Below are 15909 nucleotides of genomic sequence, written 5' to 3' on the forward strand. Positions count from 1 at the left end.
TCTTTCATTTTTTAACAAAAGGAACAAGCGTGACAGAAACAACAAAGAGTTACGATGCACAACAGATACAGGTCCTCGATGGTCTTGAGGCAGTTAGAAAACGACCATCCATGTATATCGGCAATACTTCTGAAGAAGGTCTGCATCACCTTATCTGGGAAATTGTCGACAACAGCATTGATGAAGCCTTGGCCGGCTATTGCAGCCGTATACGGGTAACCATTCATGAGGATAATTCCGTCTCTGTTGAAGATGACGGTCGCGGTATTCCTGTCGATAAGCATCCAACCGAGGACATGACCGCCCTTGAACTGGTTATGACCACCTTGCATGCCGGTGGAAAATTCGATCATTCAAGCTATAAGGTTTCCGGTGGTCTGCATGGTGTCGGGGTATCGGTGGTGAATGCGCTGTCGGTTGAGACCACCGCCGAAATCAAAAGAAATGGAAAAATCTATAAACAATCCTATAGATACGGCGAAAGAACCGGTGAGTTACAGGTGGTTGGTGAAAGCGAGAAAACCGGCACCAAAATAACCTTTGCCGCCGATCCCTCCATCTTTACCGAAACAACGGTGTACAATTATGAAACCGTCAAAAGCAGATTAAGAGAACTGGGCTTTTTAAACAAAGGCTTGCGCATTTATCTGAAAGACGAACGAAGCGGGGAAGAAGATAAATTTCACGCCTCCGGCGGTATTGTTTCCTATGTCGAATACCTGAACAGAAATCGAACAGTGGTCTTTGACGAACCTATCTTTATCTCTGGCAGCAAGGATAATGTCGAGGTGGAGATAGCCTTGCAGCACTTCGACGGCTATTCGGAGAGGCTGTTTTCCTTTGTCAATAACATTAACACCCGTGAAGGCGGTACCCATGTCGCCGGATTCAGATCGGCATTGACCAAGTGTATAAACCGATATGCAAATGATGACATGATTCCCAAGAATATGCGGGAAAAAATGGGCGGAGACGATGTTCGGGAAGGTCTTACCTGTGTTATCTCCGTCAGGGTGCCTAACCCGCAATTTGAGGGGCAGACCAAAACCAAGCTGGGAAACAGTGATGTTAAATCCATTGTCGAATCTGTCTGTGCCGAAAAATTGACCCTTTTTCTCGAGCAGAACCCGGGAGTGGCCAAAAAGATCCTGTTAAAAGTAGTTGATGCGGCAAGGGCTCGAGAAGCTGCCAAGCGGGCGAGAGACCTGTCTCGCAAGAAAGGTTCAACAAGTCTGATGATGGCAGGAAAACTTGCCGAGTGTCAGGAGAAGGATCCGGCCAAAAGGGAAATATTCATCGTTGAGGGAGACTCGGCCGGAGGCTCGGCGAAACAGGGGAGAGACAGGTCAAATCAGGCTATTCTCCCTTTACGCGGTAAAATTCTCAACGTGGAAAAGGCCAGGTTTGATCGTATTCTCGGCAGTGAGGAAATCAAACATCTGATCAGCGCCCTGGGCTGCGGTATAGGTAAAGACGAATTTGATATAGAAAAACTGCGCTATCACAAAGTCATTATAATGACCGATGCCGATGTCGACGGTGCCCATATCCGCACCCTGTTGCTGACCTTTCTCTACAGGCAGATGCTGCCTCTCGTCGAGGGCGGTTTCATTTATATAGGTCAGCCACCGCTTTTTCGTCTGGGCAGAGGGAAAAAAGAACAATATTTTCTCGATGAAAATAAGCTCAACAGTCATCTCTTTACCCAGGCCAGTGAAAATTTAAAGGTGGAAGTTGTCGGACCGGAAAAGACCATAGTTGAGGGTGGTTTTTTCGTTGAACTTCTTGAAAAACTGTCCGTTTATCAAAGGATAGTTTCTTTTATGAATCGTATGAATATATGGGAGGAGATGCTCTATTTTCTTCTCGACAACGGTATACGATCGGCCGATCAGTTCAAAGATGAAGCTTTTATAAAGAATCTGAGAGATAAGCTCCCCGAAGAAAAACTGGTTATAGGCAATATCCGTTCCTGCAGATGGCGTCCTGATTGTTATGAGTTGGATATCGCTGTTCGGGGCAAGATTCAGATAATGATGACCCTGGGTCCGCAAATACCGCTGATCAATGAATATCGCACGGCCTTGAGTCTCTTTCCCACAATCCATCCGTATATCAAAGCAGGTTTTAACGTCATCTATACCGGGGCAACGAAACAGGATAAACAAATTCACGCCGCGGACTGGAGTGAGATGTTGAAAATTATCCGAGACGAATCGTTCAAAGGAAGTCATCTGCAGCGGTACAAGGGTCTTGGTGAAATGAATCCTGAGCAGCTCTGGGACACCACCATGAACCCGGAGAACAGAACACTCATGCAGGTCACCATAGACGATGCTGAACAGGCTGATGATATTTTCACAACGCTGATGGGCGACAAGGTTGAACCAAGGCGGGAGTTCATTCAGAACCATGCCCTTGAAGTGACCGATCTCGATATTTAATGCTGATAGACGGGAAAAGCGCCCTCTCTTAAACGAAGTTAATTACAAAGCAGATATTCTCTTATGAGCACAGATACTGAAAAAAGCAGTGAGCAGTTTCCGGTCATTTCCATAGAAAAAGAATTACAGAAATCCTATCTCGAATATGCCATGAGTGTCATTGTCGGCCGTGCCTTGCCGGATGTTCGTGATGGATTAAAACCTGTACACAGAAGAGCCCTCTTTGCTATGCGGGAGCTGGGTGTGCATTACAATCGCCCCTACGTTAAATCCGCGCGAATTGTCGGTGATGTTATCGGTAAGTATCACCCGCACGGCGATACCGCTGCGTATGATACCATTGTCCGCATGGCGCAGGATTTTTCCCTGCGTTACCCACTCGTTGACGGTCAGGGCAACTTTGGATCGATGGACGGCGATTCCCCTGCGGCCATGCGCTATACCGAAGCGAGGATGACCAGGATTGACCGGGAAATTGTCAATGATCTGGACAAAGAAACCGTAGACTGGGTACCGAACTACGACAACTCCCTCAACGAGCCATCGGTGATGCCGAGTAAGGTACCAAATTTATTAATAAATGGGTCTTCGGGTATCGCCGTTGGCATGGCGACGAATATTCCACCGCACAATATTACCGAGGTTATCGATGCATTGATAAGCATGATCGAGGATCCAAACCTCACCGTCCATCAGATAATGTCCATCATTACCGGTCCTGATTTTCCGACAGGTGGTCAGATCTGCGGCAGAGCGGGGATCAGAGAGGCCTATGAAACCGGGAGAGGCATTCTTGTTATTCGGGCCTTGACCCATATTGAAAAGATTAAGGAAGGCAAAAGAGAAGCAATAATTATTACGGAAATACCCTATCAGGTCAATAAGGCATCGCTTGTCGAAAAAATAGCCGAACTGGTCAAGGACAAGAAAATCAGCTCTATTTCCGAGGTGAGAGATGAATCCGACCGGCACGGGCTTCGGGTTGTTATCGAACTGAAAAAAGATGAGATTGCTGAAATAGTTATCAACCAGCTCTACTCCATGACCCAGATGCAGAAGTCATTTGGCATTATTTTGCTGGCTATAGTCAACAACAAACCGGAAATACTCAATATTAAACAGATTCTCGAGCATTTTATTTTGCATCGAAAAGTAGTTATTTATCGCAGGACAGCCTTTGAACTGAGAAAAGCGGAAGAAAAAGCCCATATCCTTGAAGGTCTTAAAATAGCACTGGATAATCTTGACGATGTCGTCGCGCTCATCCGCGCCTCTACAACCCCGCAGGAAGCCAAAGACGAGCTGATTCGGCGATATGAACTCAGTGAAATCCAGGCCCAGACCATTCTCGATATGAGATTGCAGCGATTAACCGGGCTGGAAAGAGAGAAAATAGTACGTGATTATGAAGAAATAATGGCGGAAATTGAGAAACTCAAGGCAATCCTCGCTGATGAAAAGCTGGTTATGGAAATCATTAAGGATGAATTCAATGAGCTGAAAGAACAGTACGGCGATGATCGACGAACAGAAATAATAGATGCAACGGATGAAATTCTGCCCGAAGACATGATTGCACCGGAAGATATGGCTGTCACGGTGACGCATTCCGGCTATATAAAAAGGAATCCAGTCTCCCTCTACCGGTCGCAGAACAGAGGGGGCAAAGGCGTCACGGCCGTTAAAAATATTGAAGAAGATTTCGTTTCTGATCTGTATGTCGCTTCGACCCTGGATATTTTCCTGTTTTTTACCAATCAAGGCAAGGTGTTCTGGCGAAAAGTGTATCAACTGCCGCTTGCCGGCAGGACCGCTCGAGGAAAGGCAATCGTCAACCTGCTCAATCTGGCGGCAGACGAAAAAATTGCCGCTATTCTCCCCATTGCCAGTTTTGATGATGAATCAAATAACAAAACCATCCTTATGGTCACCAAATCCGGGCGTATCAAAAAAACCAGTCTGCAGGAGTTCAGCCGGCCTCTACGCAAAGGAAAACGCGCGCTGACCATCAATGAAGGGGATGAAATCATAGCGGCTCATGTCCTCAACGGCGATGATACTATCCTGTTGGTTACCAAAAAAGGCATGTGTATCCATTTTGAAGAGACGGATATACGGACCATGGGCCGGACCGCCGCAGGGGTGAAAGGTATCAGTCTGGGCTCCGATGACGAGGTGGTCAGTGCTATTGTTATTGATTCGAATAATTCAATACTGATTGTCACGGAAAATGGCTTCGGAAAAAGAAGTCCCATCGAGGAATATCGCCTGCAAAAACGAGGGGGTAAGGGAGTTCGAGGTATTAAGAGAAGTTTGAGAAACGGCGATGTTATCGCTGCAAAACAGGTCGATGACGAGGAAGAGGTCATTCTTATTGCCGACTCCGGCAAAATAATTCGAATGGATCTGAGTACCATCAGGGTTATCGGTAGAAGTACTCAAGGGGTAAAACTGATCAATCTCGACGAAAATGAACGGGTGGTCAGCATGGATAGTCTGGCGAAGGACACGAGTGAAGATGACGACGAAGATGCCACCTTTGACGATGAAAACGACCAGATAATTGAACCAATTTCTGATGTTGAACCAGGTGCCGATGAAGAGTAACCCTAAAATAGCCGTAATTGGCGCAGGGTCCTGGGGTACCGCGCTGGCAATACTCCTGGCTGGGAAGGGTTATCCTGTGCACTTGTGGGGTCATCGGCCTGATCATGTCAATAGTCTGATACGTGACCGGGAAAACAAAAAGTATCTGCCCGATTCTTCTTTTCCAGTTGATCTTCAGCCGGTAAATGACCTGAAGGCGGCGGTGCAAGGTGTCCCTTATATCGTTATGGCGGTACCATCACATTCATACCGCCAGGTCTTTATTGAAATGCTGCCTTTTCTTGCCTTTAACTGCAGAATTATTTCCGCAGTTAAAGGCATAGAGAATGCGACACTGAAGACGATGACCCAGGTGATGACCGAAATATTATTCGAACATGGACTGTCTGATAAAAATATTGAATTAGGTGTTATTTCGGGTCCTTCTTTTGCCAAAGAAGTCGCTAAAAAAGTGCCGACCGCTGTCACAATCGGCTTTTCTCGTTTATCTACGGCCAAAGAAGTGCAACAGCTTTTCGGCACTGAATTTTTCCGGGTCTACGCCAGCAGCGATGTCATTGGGCTGGAGATAAGTGCCGCGCTGAAAAATATCATTGCCATTGCCACAGGGGTATGTGATGGACTGGGCTATGGGCTCAATACCCGGGCCGCCTTGATAACCCGTGGGCTGGCCGAGATACAGCGGCTGGGCATCGCGCTGCACGCCGATCCGGCTACCTTTTCCGGCTTAAGCGGCCTTGGCGACCTGATTCTTACCTGTACCGGGGATCTGAGCAGAAACAGAATGGTGGGTTTAAAACTTGGTGCAGGTAAAACCCTTGAGGAGATAAAGAGCGAAATGTCTATGGTGGCCGAAGGGATAAAGACCACCAAATCGGTCTATGATCTTGCCCAGAAGATGAAAATAGACATGCCCATACTTGAGCAGGTCTATAGTATAATTTATCGTGGGAAAAATTGTTCCGAGGCGGTCAGAGATTTACTGAACAGGGAATTAAAGGTCGAGTAACCTTCCGCCTCCCCCTTTTTTGTTATATCTCATCCGACCAGTCTTTGTCGGTAAATGCCCCGTGGTCCGGCTTTGGTGGTTTCTCTTCCAGGAGTCGTTGCTCAAGCCATTTCTTTATCATATTTACTTCCTTCTTTACTTCGGCCAGTGCCTTGCCCCGATGGCTCACCTGCATTTTTTCCTCAATGGACAGCTCGGCAAACGTTTTGCCTAATTCCGTAAAATAAAAGACAGGGTCATAGCCAAAACCGTTTTCACCTCTTTTTTCATCGATAATCACGCCGTCGCATCTTCCTTCATAGGTCAGAGCAGGACCGGATGGCACGGCGATAGAAAGAACACACTGGAAATGGGCGCGCCGGTCATCGACACCCTGCAGAGCTTTGAGGAGTTTATTGCAGTTTTCATCATCTGTGGCCTTTTCGCCGGCATAACGGGCAGAATAGACACCAGGCGCACCGTTCAATGCTTCAACGACCAGACCCGAATCGTCGGCTATGGCCGGCAGACCAAGGACTTTTGCCGTATGCAGAGCCTTCTTGTAGGCGTTTTCATCGAAAGTCGCACCGTCTTCTATTGCCTCGGGGGTTGGGCCAAAATCGTCGAGGGAGCGAACTTCTATATGCAGATCCTTAAATACTTCACGAAATTCGCGCAGCTTGTTTTTGTTTCGTGTTGCTATAACCAGGATAGAAAGCATGTGATATACCTTTACGAAAATTGAGATACATTATTTTTTACGAAGACTTTTGTCATATCGCTCTTGCTCACTGTAGACACAGCCGCAATAGGGCTGGCGATACATCCCCAGTTCTTTTGACACATCAATACCTTGCTGCCACCCTATGCGGAAATCTTCATAATAAAAAGGAATGTCGTGGCTTGTTGACAGTTCCTCGCATAAGCTTATGAGATCAGCATGGCGTTGGTATTTACTGTAGAGCAGTGTTGTTGAGAAAGCGTCAAACGCCATTTCCCTGGCCACCGCAGCCGTCTTTTCCAGGCGAATATGATAGCAGATATCACACCGTTCAGCTTCATGAAATGCCACCTGACGAACAAATTCGGTCAGGCCATAGTGCGGGTCGAGGATGAGAGGCAGATTTGTGTTGTCGGCGTAGTCCTTCAGGGTAGAAAGTCGTTGTTTGAATTCCTTGAACGGGTGAATATTAGGGTTGAAAAAGTGACCGGTCACCTCCAGCCCTTTTTCTCGAAGGGCCGAAAGTGGATAAATTGTACAGGGCCCGCAGCACACGTGTAAAAGTACCTTCATCGGAGTCAGATTTTGTAATTTTTTGGGTCGATATTATATTGGTGAATTTTATAATTGATAATACGAAGACTGGTATCCAGATCTTTTGCCGTCTTTGTCTGGTTACCATTATTTCGTTTCAGTCCTTCAATTATCAGCTCTTTTTCAAAATTTTCAACCGCCACGGATAAGGAACAGGGATTTTCTCTTTTGGAAGATTCGGCAGTCTGCAGCGTCGGCGGCAGGTGAATTCCTTGTATGGTATCTCCGTCACAGATAATCACCGCCCGCTCTATACAGTTCTGCAACTCACGAACATTACCGGGCCAGTGATACTGAATGAGCATATCAATAGCTGAGGTAGAGATTCTTCTGATGTTTTTATTGTTTTCCCGGGCGTACTTTTCCAGAAAAAATTCAGCTATAAGTAGAATATCCGTTCGTCGCTCACGAAGTGGCGGCATATAGACCGGAAAAACATTGAGACGATAGTAGAGGTCTTCGCGAAAGTTTTTCTCGGACACCGCCGTTTCCAGGTCTCGGTTGGTCGCGGCAACAAGACGGACATCACAGGTAAGCTGTCTGGTCGATCCCAGGCGCTGAAATGTTCTTTCCTGGACAACGTTGAGGAGTTTGACCTGCACTGAATTGCTGATTTCACCTATTTCGTCGAGAAAAAGAGTCCCCCCCTCCGCCTGTTCGAAACGGCCAATTTTTCTGTCTGTTGCGCCGGTAAAGGCTCCTTTTTCATGACCAAAAAGCTCAGACTCAAGCAAGGTTTCGGGAAGAGCCGAACAATTGACGACAACAAAAGGTTTGGCTTTTCTTTTTCCGTTATAATGCAATGCCTTGGCAACCAGCGTTTTTCCCGTCCCCGATTCACCTCGAAGAAGTACCGTTGCATTCGAATCAACAACCCGGTGGATCATTTCATACACGTCCTGCATTCTGCTGGAATTACCGATTATGTCATTAATTTTGTTTTTTTCAGAAAGCTCTCTTTTCAGTTTTAAATTTTCCGTATAGAGCTCTTCCGTCTCTTTGTTCACCTTCTGAATACGCACCACGGTCTGGGCAATTATGCTTGACAGTACAGTCAAGTATTGCAGGTCGGTGTTGGCCTGCTCCCCTATCCCATTTTCATACAACCTGTCTATGCTCAGGGTTCCGATAACATTTTGGCCGTCCTTTATAGGGACGCATAAAAACGATCGTTTTTGCTCGGTTAAGTTGCCTCTGGCCCTGGTTCGGTTGAGAAAGAGAGGTTCTTCAGAAATTTGCGGCACGATGATAGGTTCCCCGGTAGATACAACTCGACCGGTGATTCCCTCGCCAATCTTGTATTTTCCTCTCTTTCTTCCTTCGGCCGTCATACCATGGGCGACCTCGATTTCGAGTTTACCGGTACTTGGATTGACAATGGTGACCGTTCCGTTCTCCATGTGTCGCATCTCCGAGAGAATATGCATGGTTTTCTCAAGACAATCACGCAACTCAAGGGAAGAGGCAAGTTGTTTGGTTATTTCGTAAAGAGCAGTCAGGTCCTCTAACTGTTTGGAAATGTCATTTTTAGCAGGCATATCAATAGGAAAAATGTTTAAAGAAGAGTGTTTTTTCAACAGATTTCCCTTACTGTAACAAAACTTGGCGGCTTTATCGAATGTTTATTACAAAAATGTGAAATATTATATTGAATAAAATAAATTCGAGTGCATCCTGTTGACATAATTTTGTTCAAATGGTACATAATGCTCCACGGAGGAATGGCCGAGTGGTTTAAGGCGGCGGTCTTGAAAACCGTTGTACGAAAGTACCGTGGGTTCGAATCCTACTTCCTCCGCCAAAAAACAAAATGTTGCGCGGAGAGGTGACCGAGAGGCCGATGGTGCTCGCCTGCTAAGCGAGTGTGGGGGTAAGACTCCACCGAGGGTTCGAATCCCTCCCTCTCCGCCAAAATGTAAAAAAAGGGGACCTGCTGCATTACACCAGGTCCCTTTTTCCGTTATAGCTGTATTGGCATTTCTTTTCAGTATCCCTGGGGGGGATCCTAAAAAACTAACAGCGTGTCGATTAATTAATTTTCATTTAACAACAGTTCAGTGACACGATCAAGATCATCAAGGGAATAATATTCGATTTCAATCTTACCCCTCCCACCATTTTCCGTGATGTAAACCTTTGAGTTTAAACGATTTGTCAACTGGGTCAACAGAGAATTTTTATAAGAAGGGGGGATCGCTTCAGGCGCCGGCTTACCCGTTCTTTTTGTCGGAGACTTGGTGAAAGATGTCTTCTTGACAATCTTTTCTGTTTGTCTGACGGAAAGGCCATTTTTAATAATGAGATTTCTGATTTCCTGTAATTTTAATGGATCGTCAACCAACTTGACCAAAGCACGGCCATGCCCTTCAGATAGTAAACCGTTGGTTATATCACCTCGTACCATATCGGGAAGTTTTAGTAATCTCAACATGTTAGTAACTGTGGAACGTTGCTTCCCTACCCTCTTTGCCGTCTCTTCCTGAGTGTAACCGAACTTTTCAATAAGTTTTTTATAGGCTTCAGCTTCTTCAATGGGGTTAAGATCTGTTCGCTGAACGTTCTCGATGAGCGCGAGTTCCAGCAAACTGTCTTCATTTTCCACATCGAGAAGGATAACCGGTACCTGTGTTAGCCCGGCAAGTTTCGACGCTCTAAGCCTTCTCTCGCCTGCGATAAGTTCATAATTATCGTCCGGACCAGAAGTGACGATAAGCGGCTGTATGACGCCTCTTTCACGGATTGAGTCGGATAACTCCTGAAGGTCGTCGGCATTAAAGTTGGTTCGCGGTTGGTATTTGTTGGCGATAATCCGGTTAATATTACACTCAAAGAAGGTTTCTCGTTCTTCTCCAAAAAGTAACCCTACTCCTTGGCCTAGGCCTGTTTTTTTGCTCATGTTGTTATTTCCTCTGCTTGGTCAGGAACTCTTTTGCAAGATTCATGTAAGCGACAGCTCCGGTTGATTGCTTGTCATAATCAATAATCGTTTGACCATGACTTGGACATTCACTGAGTCTGACGTTTCGAGGGATGACCGTTTTAAAGAGTTGTTCTTTAAAGTGGTTCTCGATTTCTGCAGCGACCTGATGGGTGAGCCTGTTTCTCTTATCAAACATAGTTAAGATCAACCCCTCAATGTACAACGATTTGTTATACGCTTTCTTTACCGAACGAATAGTGTTGACCAGTTGGGCGAGGCCTTCCATGGCGAAATACTCACATTGCATGGGGATCAGCACGGAGTTCGCCGAGGTTAAGGCGTTTACAGTTAAAAGACCAAGTGACGGCGGACAGTCTATTATTATATAGTCGTACGACTGTAGCAAGGGTTCCAGCAGGGTTTTTAGTTTGGTTTCTCTACTGGTCACATTTATCATTTCGATTTCTGCGGCAACCAGGTCAATACTTGACGGCAGTATATCGAGATTGGTTACCCCACTGTTGCGAAGAACCTCCGCCCCGGAATACTCTCCAGAATATGCGTGGTAAAGGTGCATACGCACTTTTTTCATATTAACCCCGACACCACTCGATGCGTTCCCCTGTGGGTCTGAGTCGACGAGAAGTACTTTTTTTCTTTTCTGTGCAAGGGCAGCGGAGAGATTGATCGAGGTAGTGGTTTTTCCAACACCACCCTTCTGGTTTGCAACGGCAATTATTTTAGCAGATAGTTCCATCTTGTTCCTTCAAAGAAAAATTTTAATACGCACAAACTAAACGTTTCAGGCAAATATATCTCGATAAATTTTCATTTTCTAGAGAAATATGTTCTTTTTTGTTTAATTCACATAAGTTACTTGCATTTTTATGTAAAAAGAATTTAGGTTTTTCTGGGGTTTGATAATTTTTAGTGTTTCACGTGAAACATTCTTTTCGGGAGATGGGTGATGGAATCAGACTTTTTGGTTGTTGGGAGTGGTATTGCGGGTTTGTCGTTTGCCCTGAAGGCTTCGAGGTTGGGATCGGTGAATGTTGTCACGAAAAAAGAAGAAGTTGATACCGCCACAAATCTTGCTCAGGGCGGCATAGCCGCAGTTCTTGGTTCCGAAGATAGTTTTGCGGAGCATATACAGGATACCCTGCAGGCAGGAGCCGGTCTGTGTGATGAAGGCGTAGTTCGCATGGTGGTCGAAAATGGACCGGCAAGAGTTCGTGAGCTTGTCGACATGGGTGTTGCTTTCGTCAAAGAAAAAGATGGGCGACTGAGCTTAGGCAGAGAGGGTGGACATTCAAAAAGAAGAGTTGCCCATGCGTATGACTTGACAGGAAAGGAGATTGAGAGGGCCTTGATTGAGAATGTTGGTAAGGTGAAGTCAATAAACCTCTATGAAAATCACATGTGCGTAGATTTGATCACTGTGGATGTTACAGGGAGAGAAGGCGATGGTGGTCAAAAAAAATGTATCGGGGCATATGTTATCGATGAGGATGGCGAAGTAAAGTCGTTTCTCGCCAAGGTGGTGGTGCTATGCACGGGAGGTGCCGGAAAAGTGTATCTTTATACAAGTAATCCGGATATTGCTACCGGTGATGGCATTGCTGTCGCATGTCGTGCGGGGGCCAAAACAGATAATATGGAATTTGTCCAATTCCATCCTACATGTTTGTATCATCACCAGGCGAAAAATTTCCTTATTTCCGAAGCAGTACGTGGAGAAGGCGCCCTGCTCTTGAATAAAGAGAACCAAAGATTTATGGAAAAATACGAGCCTGAAAAAATGGAGTTGGCCACTCGAGATAAAGTTGCCAGGGCGATCGATACTGAAATGAAAAAAACAGGTTGTGATTGTGTGTATCTCGACATAAGCCACAAAAAAAGGGAGTTTCTACAACAAAGATTTCCGACTATTTTTGAAAAGTGTTTGTCTCTCGGTATCGATATATCTCAACAGCCTATTCCCGTCGTTCCTGCAGCACATTATTTGTGTGGGGGGGTAACTACCGATATCCACGGTCGAACAACCATTGAAAATCTTTTCGCCTTGGGAGAGACGTCCTGCACCGGACTACATGGAGCAAATAGACTGGCGAGCAATAGTCTGCTTGAGGCCGTTGTCTTTGCAGAGAATGTTTTCAGATATTGCGAGAAAAAATGGGATTCCTTGAAAAAAGAACCGACCGCACAGGTAGTTGACTATCCGAAAAACGAGAAAGAACAGATTGACGAGGAAATATTGATCAATCACAATTGGGATATAATTAGAAGGGTAATGTGGAATTATGTCGGAATTGTCAGAAAAGAATCTCGTTTACTGGTCGCCAAGCAGAGAATAGCTGAGGTCAGGAAAGAGATTGATGAAATCCTCGGCAGATATAGAGTAACACCTAACATGCTGGAGCTGAGAAATATTTCTCTCGTTGCGTCTCTTATTATTGATGCCTCCCTAAAGAGAAAAGAATCGAAAGGATTACATTACATTATTGATTACCCGGCAGTTGCTGATAATGAGTAACGTTAATCCAGAAAAAAAAGTAACCAAAAGCTGTGCGCTTTTGCCGTTTCAGGTGCACAGTGTTTTATATGTTTTTGATGATGACTAGATATCCTTAAAACAACAACATTGAATATTATAAATCACGGAACAAGAACACCACTTAATGGAAATATTTTAGGCAGCGATCTCCTAGGGAAATAAATGGCCTCCCTGAAAGGGCTAAGGCATATTTAGCTTTGGTGCTCCATTCAGGGGTAAAGATTCAAGACCTGGTGGGAAAGATAACCAGATATTTATCCGTTAAAAATGGCCTAGAAAAAAATTGTCTCCCAAGCCTTTTTTTTAGTAATTAATAGTATAATCAAAGATTTGGCTTTCTATGATATCCACGGGGTAATGGTAAACTGTGATTGTGATGATACAATAGAGTTTGTGGCGGACTGGAACGTTCTGAAGGAATCGTTTGTCTATATTATTAATAATGCTTACAAAAACTCATATGAAAAGGTTTTCTAACGATCAAATGCTGGAAAGATGCATCTGATGTTTATATTCACGAAACTAATCAGGGACCCGGTATTGAACCGTCCCTGTCCGGAAGAGTGTTTGATGGACTGTGTATCCCCGACCTTCTCCACCACAGACAAGGAACAGGATTAAGCCTGGCAATAGCAAAAGAAATTATTGAAGATCATGGTGGACGAAAATCATGCAGTAATTTAGACCACCGAGGCACGCTCTATGAAATAGCCTTGAAAGAAGTAGTTAAGCAGTAGTTTAAATAGATTGGTGTGGGTAAAACAACCACACCAATCAACGGTCCCCTGAAAGAAAAAAGACCAACTTAATTTTTTTTATTTTTTGTACGCCAAAAACCTGTCAAGCTTTTTTTTGTGATTTTTCTTGTTTTTTTAGGGGGGAGTGTAGTTACCAAAATTTTTTAATTAAAAATTCTTTTCTCAGACACTTAGACACTGTTTTTCTACTTGGGCTTAAGATTAGTTATCCTATTCGATGAAATAGGTTGAGCTTGCCTCTACAAGTCTTGAGAATTTTCTTTATTACCTCTATTAATACAGAATATTCACTCTTCTACTTGTAAATCGAGGATTTCCTTTTGCAGAGATTCATGGGTACTCAGAAGACGAAAGAGGTGCATTTCGAGATCATATTGACTGCCAAGCAATACTGCAGCAAACTTCTCCAGTTGCCGCAATCCGGAACCGTTCGCTTGCACTTTGATGCTGCTGCAATTGTAGTTGAGGCAAAACATAGGCTTAAAATTAAAAATGCAGCCAGTTGCCGCACCAAGATAGCAGCATTCTGCAGGGCTATAATTGACCTGGGCGACATCAACTCCCGCCATCATGTTTATGAGTATTTGTAGACTATCTGTCTCACCAGCCATGTACCTGCTGCAGCAACCTCCACTGTCGGAGGCAGCACAGGAAGAACAAACTTTGCCGAGCATGAGAGACTGCATATGAGCGGCTAAGTCACTTTCCTGAGTTCGCATACGAGCAAGGGCTACTGAAACACTAGTAAGCTCGGCAAAGGGTTTGCCAATTTTTTTGAAAAGCAAGAGGCCAAAGGCCAATCGCGATTCGATGGAACCGCCGTAAATTTTTTTCTGGAGTATTGTTTGGTTCACCATTTCTCCTTGCTATAAAAGGCCTGTACACAGTTGATCTTTTCAGGAAGCTTAACTTACAGTCTTGCTCGAACGGTTGATATTGCCTTCTGTAATCTCTATGCAGGGAAAACAAATCGATTACAAGGTGCTCTGGCCATGTCTTCTTCCCCTGAAGGCCTTAGTAAATTAGAGGTTCTACGTTTTTGCCTGTCGCAAGCCGGTTTGAAACATTGAATGTTTATTTCACTTTGTGTGGCAAAGTTTTGAGATAATATATCACCATTTCCTCCGATGGCACAGGTACAAAACAAACTATCTTCAATCAACGGAATTCGAAAAATGTTGAACACGGCCTGACGTTGGGGTAGACTGCATGAAGCAAAAATCTTGATCATATCTCAACTACGTGCTTATAATTGAATATGCCCCAATTCGATTCCACAATAGAGCTGTCGGCCCCTGACGCTTTGGTACTGATCAGAGACATTCTTGAATATGGGCACGTAATATTCACCTCACATGCACGGGAGGAAATGCGTAATGGCAACTTTACGGCTGCCGATGTGATCCACATTCTTGAATATGGTGAAGTTGAGGAAAAGCAATTCGATCAAGTCAGAGGCAACTGGAAGTACCGAATCAAAGGCGATGACATAGAAGGTCAGTCTGGCCGTGTCGTTACAGCAATTGTGAGCCGAGACACGCAAATAATTGTGACAGCTTTCTGAAAGAGGCCTGATTATGAAATGTTATCAATGCAATACGGCGATGGAAGTTATAAAGGATCAGCCATACAAGTACGACACTTGCGGCTTGGATAACGTTGTCATCTTCGGTATTCCACAGTACAAATGCCATCAGTGCGGCGAAGTATATGTGTCGATCCCCAAGATCAAACAACTGCACCAGGTCATCGGTATAAGCCTCTGCTGCCAGAAGGAGCGATTGTCTGGAAAAGAGATTCGGTTCCTGCGAAAAGAAATGAGGCTGAAAGCTTCTGAGTTCGCTACGGTCCTGTCGATAGATCCATCAACACTCTCAAGGTTTGAGAACGGGCATGAAACGGCAAGTGAACCCTTGGAGAAATTCATCCGGTCAACCTACATCACCATGGTCAATAGTACACAGGAAGAGCCGGTTTGTACTGACTGGGTCGAGATTCTCAAGCATATTGCCAAAGTGCCAACAAACCCAGACAAAAGCATTCAGATCAACCCCGGGGAATGGCTTGACAAAGTGACGCCGCAAAAATGCCTGGGTATGATCGAATGCGTTGCATAGGGAAATCGGCGCAACACCTTAAACTTTGAATGTGCTTCAAGCTCAAGGCTTGCCAAGAGAAAGCATCGAGGTAGGACGGCCAGTTACCCGACCGCCCCCTCAGAGATCCCTGCGTGCGGTTTTCCCGCACAAGGCTCTTCAGTATTGTTCGCTTCGTACAAAAGCGTTTCAGCTCCAATATCCAATTATCCGGGGACGCGGTATCT

General features: G+C 45.0%; 13 protein-coding genes and 2 tRNA genes. 9 read left to right on the plus strand and 6 right to left on the minus strand.

From position 1 onward, the window contains the following. The first annotated feature begins 29 nt into the window (after window positions 1-29). The 3 genes from gyrB to ACYQ8U_RS17350 all read left to right on the plus strand — a co-directional run bounded on the left by gyrB (window position 30) and on the right by ACYQ8U_RS17350 (window position 6060). Window positions 30-2444, plus strand: a complete 2415-nt coding sequence (gene gyrB / locus ACYQ8U_RS17340; protein ID WP_459946823.1) for a DNA topoisomerase (ATP-hydrolyzing) subunit B — start codon at window positions 30-32, stop codon at window positions 2442-2444. 63 nt (window positions 2445-2507) lie between these two features. Then, window positions 2508-5051, plus strand: a complete 2544-nt coding sequence (gene gyrA / locus ACYQ8U_RS17345; protein ID WP_459946824.1) for a DNA gyrase subunit A — start codon at window positions 2508-2510, stop codon at window positions 5049-5051. Further along, a complete protein-coding gene (locus ACYQ8U_RS17350) occupies window positions 5041-6060 on the plus strand; it encodes an NAD(P)H-dependent glycerol-3-phosphate dehydrogenase (RefSeq protein WP_459946825.1) in 1020 nt (339 codons plus the stop codon). The genes gyrA and ACYQ8U_RS17350 overlap by 11 nt, the downstream gene beginning before the upstream one ends. 22 nt (window positions 6061-6082) lie before the next feature. Here the strand turns inward: ACYQ8U_RS17350 and ACYQ8U_RS17355 are convergent, their stop codons facing one another. The 3 genes from ACYQ8U_RS17355 to ACYQ8U_RS17365 are packed head-to-tail and all read right to left on the minus strand — an operon-like array spanning window position 6083 to window position 8892. Continuing rightward, on the minus strand, window positions 6083-6760 hold the full coding sequence (locus ACYQ8U_RS17355) for an XTP/dITP diphosphatase (RefSeq protein ID WP_459946826.1): 678 nt from the start codon (window positions 6758-6760) through the stop codon (window positions 6083-6085). Between the two features lie 30 nt (window positions 6761-6790). Continuing rightward, window positions 6791-7333, minus strand: a complete 543-nt coding sequence (locus ACYQ8U_RS17360) for an epoxyqueuosine reductase QueH (RefSeq protein ID WP_459946827.1) — start codon at window positions 7331-7333, stop codon at window positions 6791-6793. A 5-nt stretch (window positions 7334-7338) separates the two neighbouring features. Then, window positions 7339-8892, minus strand: a complete 1554-nt coding sequence (locus ACYQ8U_RS17365) for a sigma 54-interacting transcriptional regulator (protein WP_459946833.1) — start codon at window positions 8890-8892, stop codon at window positions 7339-7341. Between the two features lie 177 nt (window positions 8893-9069). Between ACYQ8U_RS17365 and ACYQ8U_RS17370 the strand changes: the two genes are divergently transcribed. Next, window positions 9070-9155: transfer RNA gene (locus ACYQ8U_RS17370), tRNA-Ser, on the plus strand. A gap of 18 nt (window positions 9156-9173) precedes the next feature. Beyond that, window positions 9174-9265: transfer RNA gene (locus ACYQ8U_RS17375), tRNA-Ser, on the plus strand. A gap of 121 nt (window positions 9266-9386) precedes the next feature. On the opposite strand, the gene ACYQ8U_RS17380 is transcribed toward ACYQ8U_RS17375, so the two are convergent. Together ACYQ8U_RS17380 and ACYQ8U_RS17385 are read right to left on the minus strand one after the other, a co-directional pair. Further along, entirely contained in the window at window positions 9387-10250 is an 864-nt protein-coding gene (locus ACYQ8U_RS17380; RefSeq protein ID WP_459946828.1) for a ParB/RepB/Spo0J family partition protein, read from the minus strand. A gap of 4 nt (window positions 10251-10254) precedes the next feature. Beyond that, window positions 10255-11031, minus strand: coding sequence for a ParA family protein (locus ACYQ8U_RS17385; RefSeq protein WP_459946829.1), 777 nt, complete (start codon window positions 11029-11031; stop codon window positions 10255-10257). A 210-nt stretch (window positions 11032-11241) separates the two neighbouring features. On the opposite strand from ACYQ8U_RS17385, the gene nadB reads away from it, so the two are divergent. Continuing rightward, a complete protein-coding gene (nadB, locus tag ACYQ8U_RS17390) occupies window positions 11242-12807 on the plus strand; it encodes an L-aspartate oxidase (RefSeq protein ID WP_459946830.1) in 1566 nt (521 codons plus the stop codon). 500 nt (window positions 12808-13307) lie between these two features. After that, a complete protein-coding gene (locus tag ACYQ8U_RS17395; protein WP_459946834.1) occupies window positions 13308-13565 on the plus strand; it encodes an ATP-binding protein in 258 nt (85 codons plus the stop codon). A gap of 308 nt (window positions 13566-13873) precedes the next feature. Here the strand turns inward: ACYQ8U_RS17395 and ACYQ8U_RS17400 are convergent, their stop codons facing one another. Next, on the minus strand, window positions 13874-14197 hold the full coding sequence (locus tag ACYQ8U_RS17400; protein ID WP_459946831.1) for a hypothetical protein: 324 nt from the start codon (window positions 14195-14197) through the stop codon (window positions 13874-13876). Window positions 14198-14844: 647 nt separating this feature from the next. Between ACYQ8U_RS17400 and ACYQ8U_RS17405 the strand changes: the two genes are divergently transcribed. Both ACYQ8U_RS17405 and ACYQ8U_RS17410 read left to right on the plus strand, forming a co-directional pair. After that, a complete protein-coding gene (locus ACYQ8U_RS17405) occupies window positions 14845-15150 on the plus strand; it encodes a DUF4258 domain-containing protein (protein WP_459946835.1) in 306 nt (101 codons plus the stop codon). Window positions 15151-15163: 13 nt separating this feature from the next. After that, window positions 15164-15703, plus strand: coding sequence for a type II TA system antitoxin MqsA family protein (locus ACYQ8U_RS17410; protein ID WP_459946832.1), 540 nt, complete (start codon window positions 15164-15166; stop codon window positions 15701-15703). The last annotated feature ends 206 nt before the right edge of the window (window positions 15704-15909 follow it).

Source organism: Desulfocastanea catecholica (assembly GCF_054657295.1).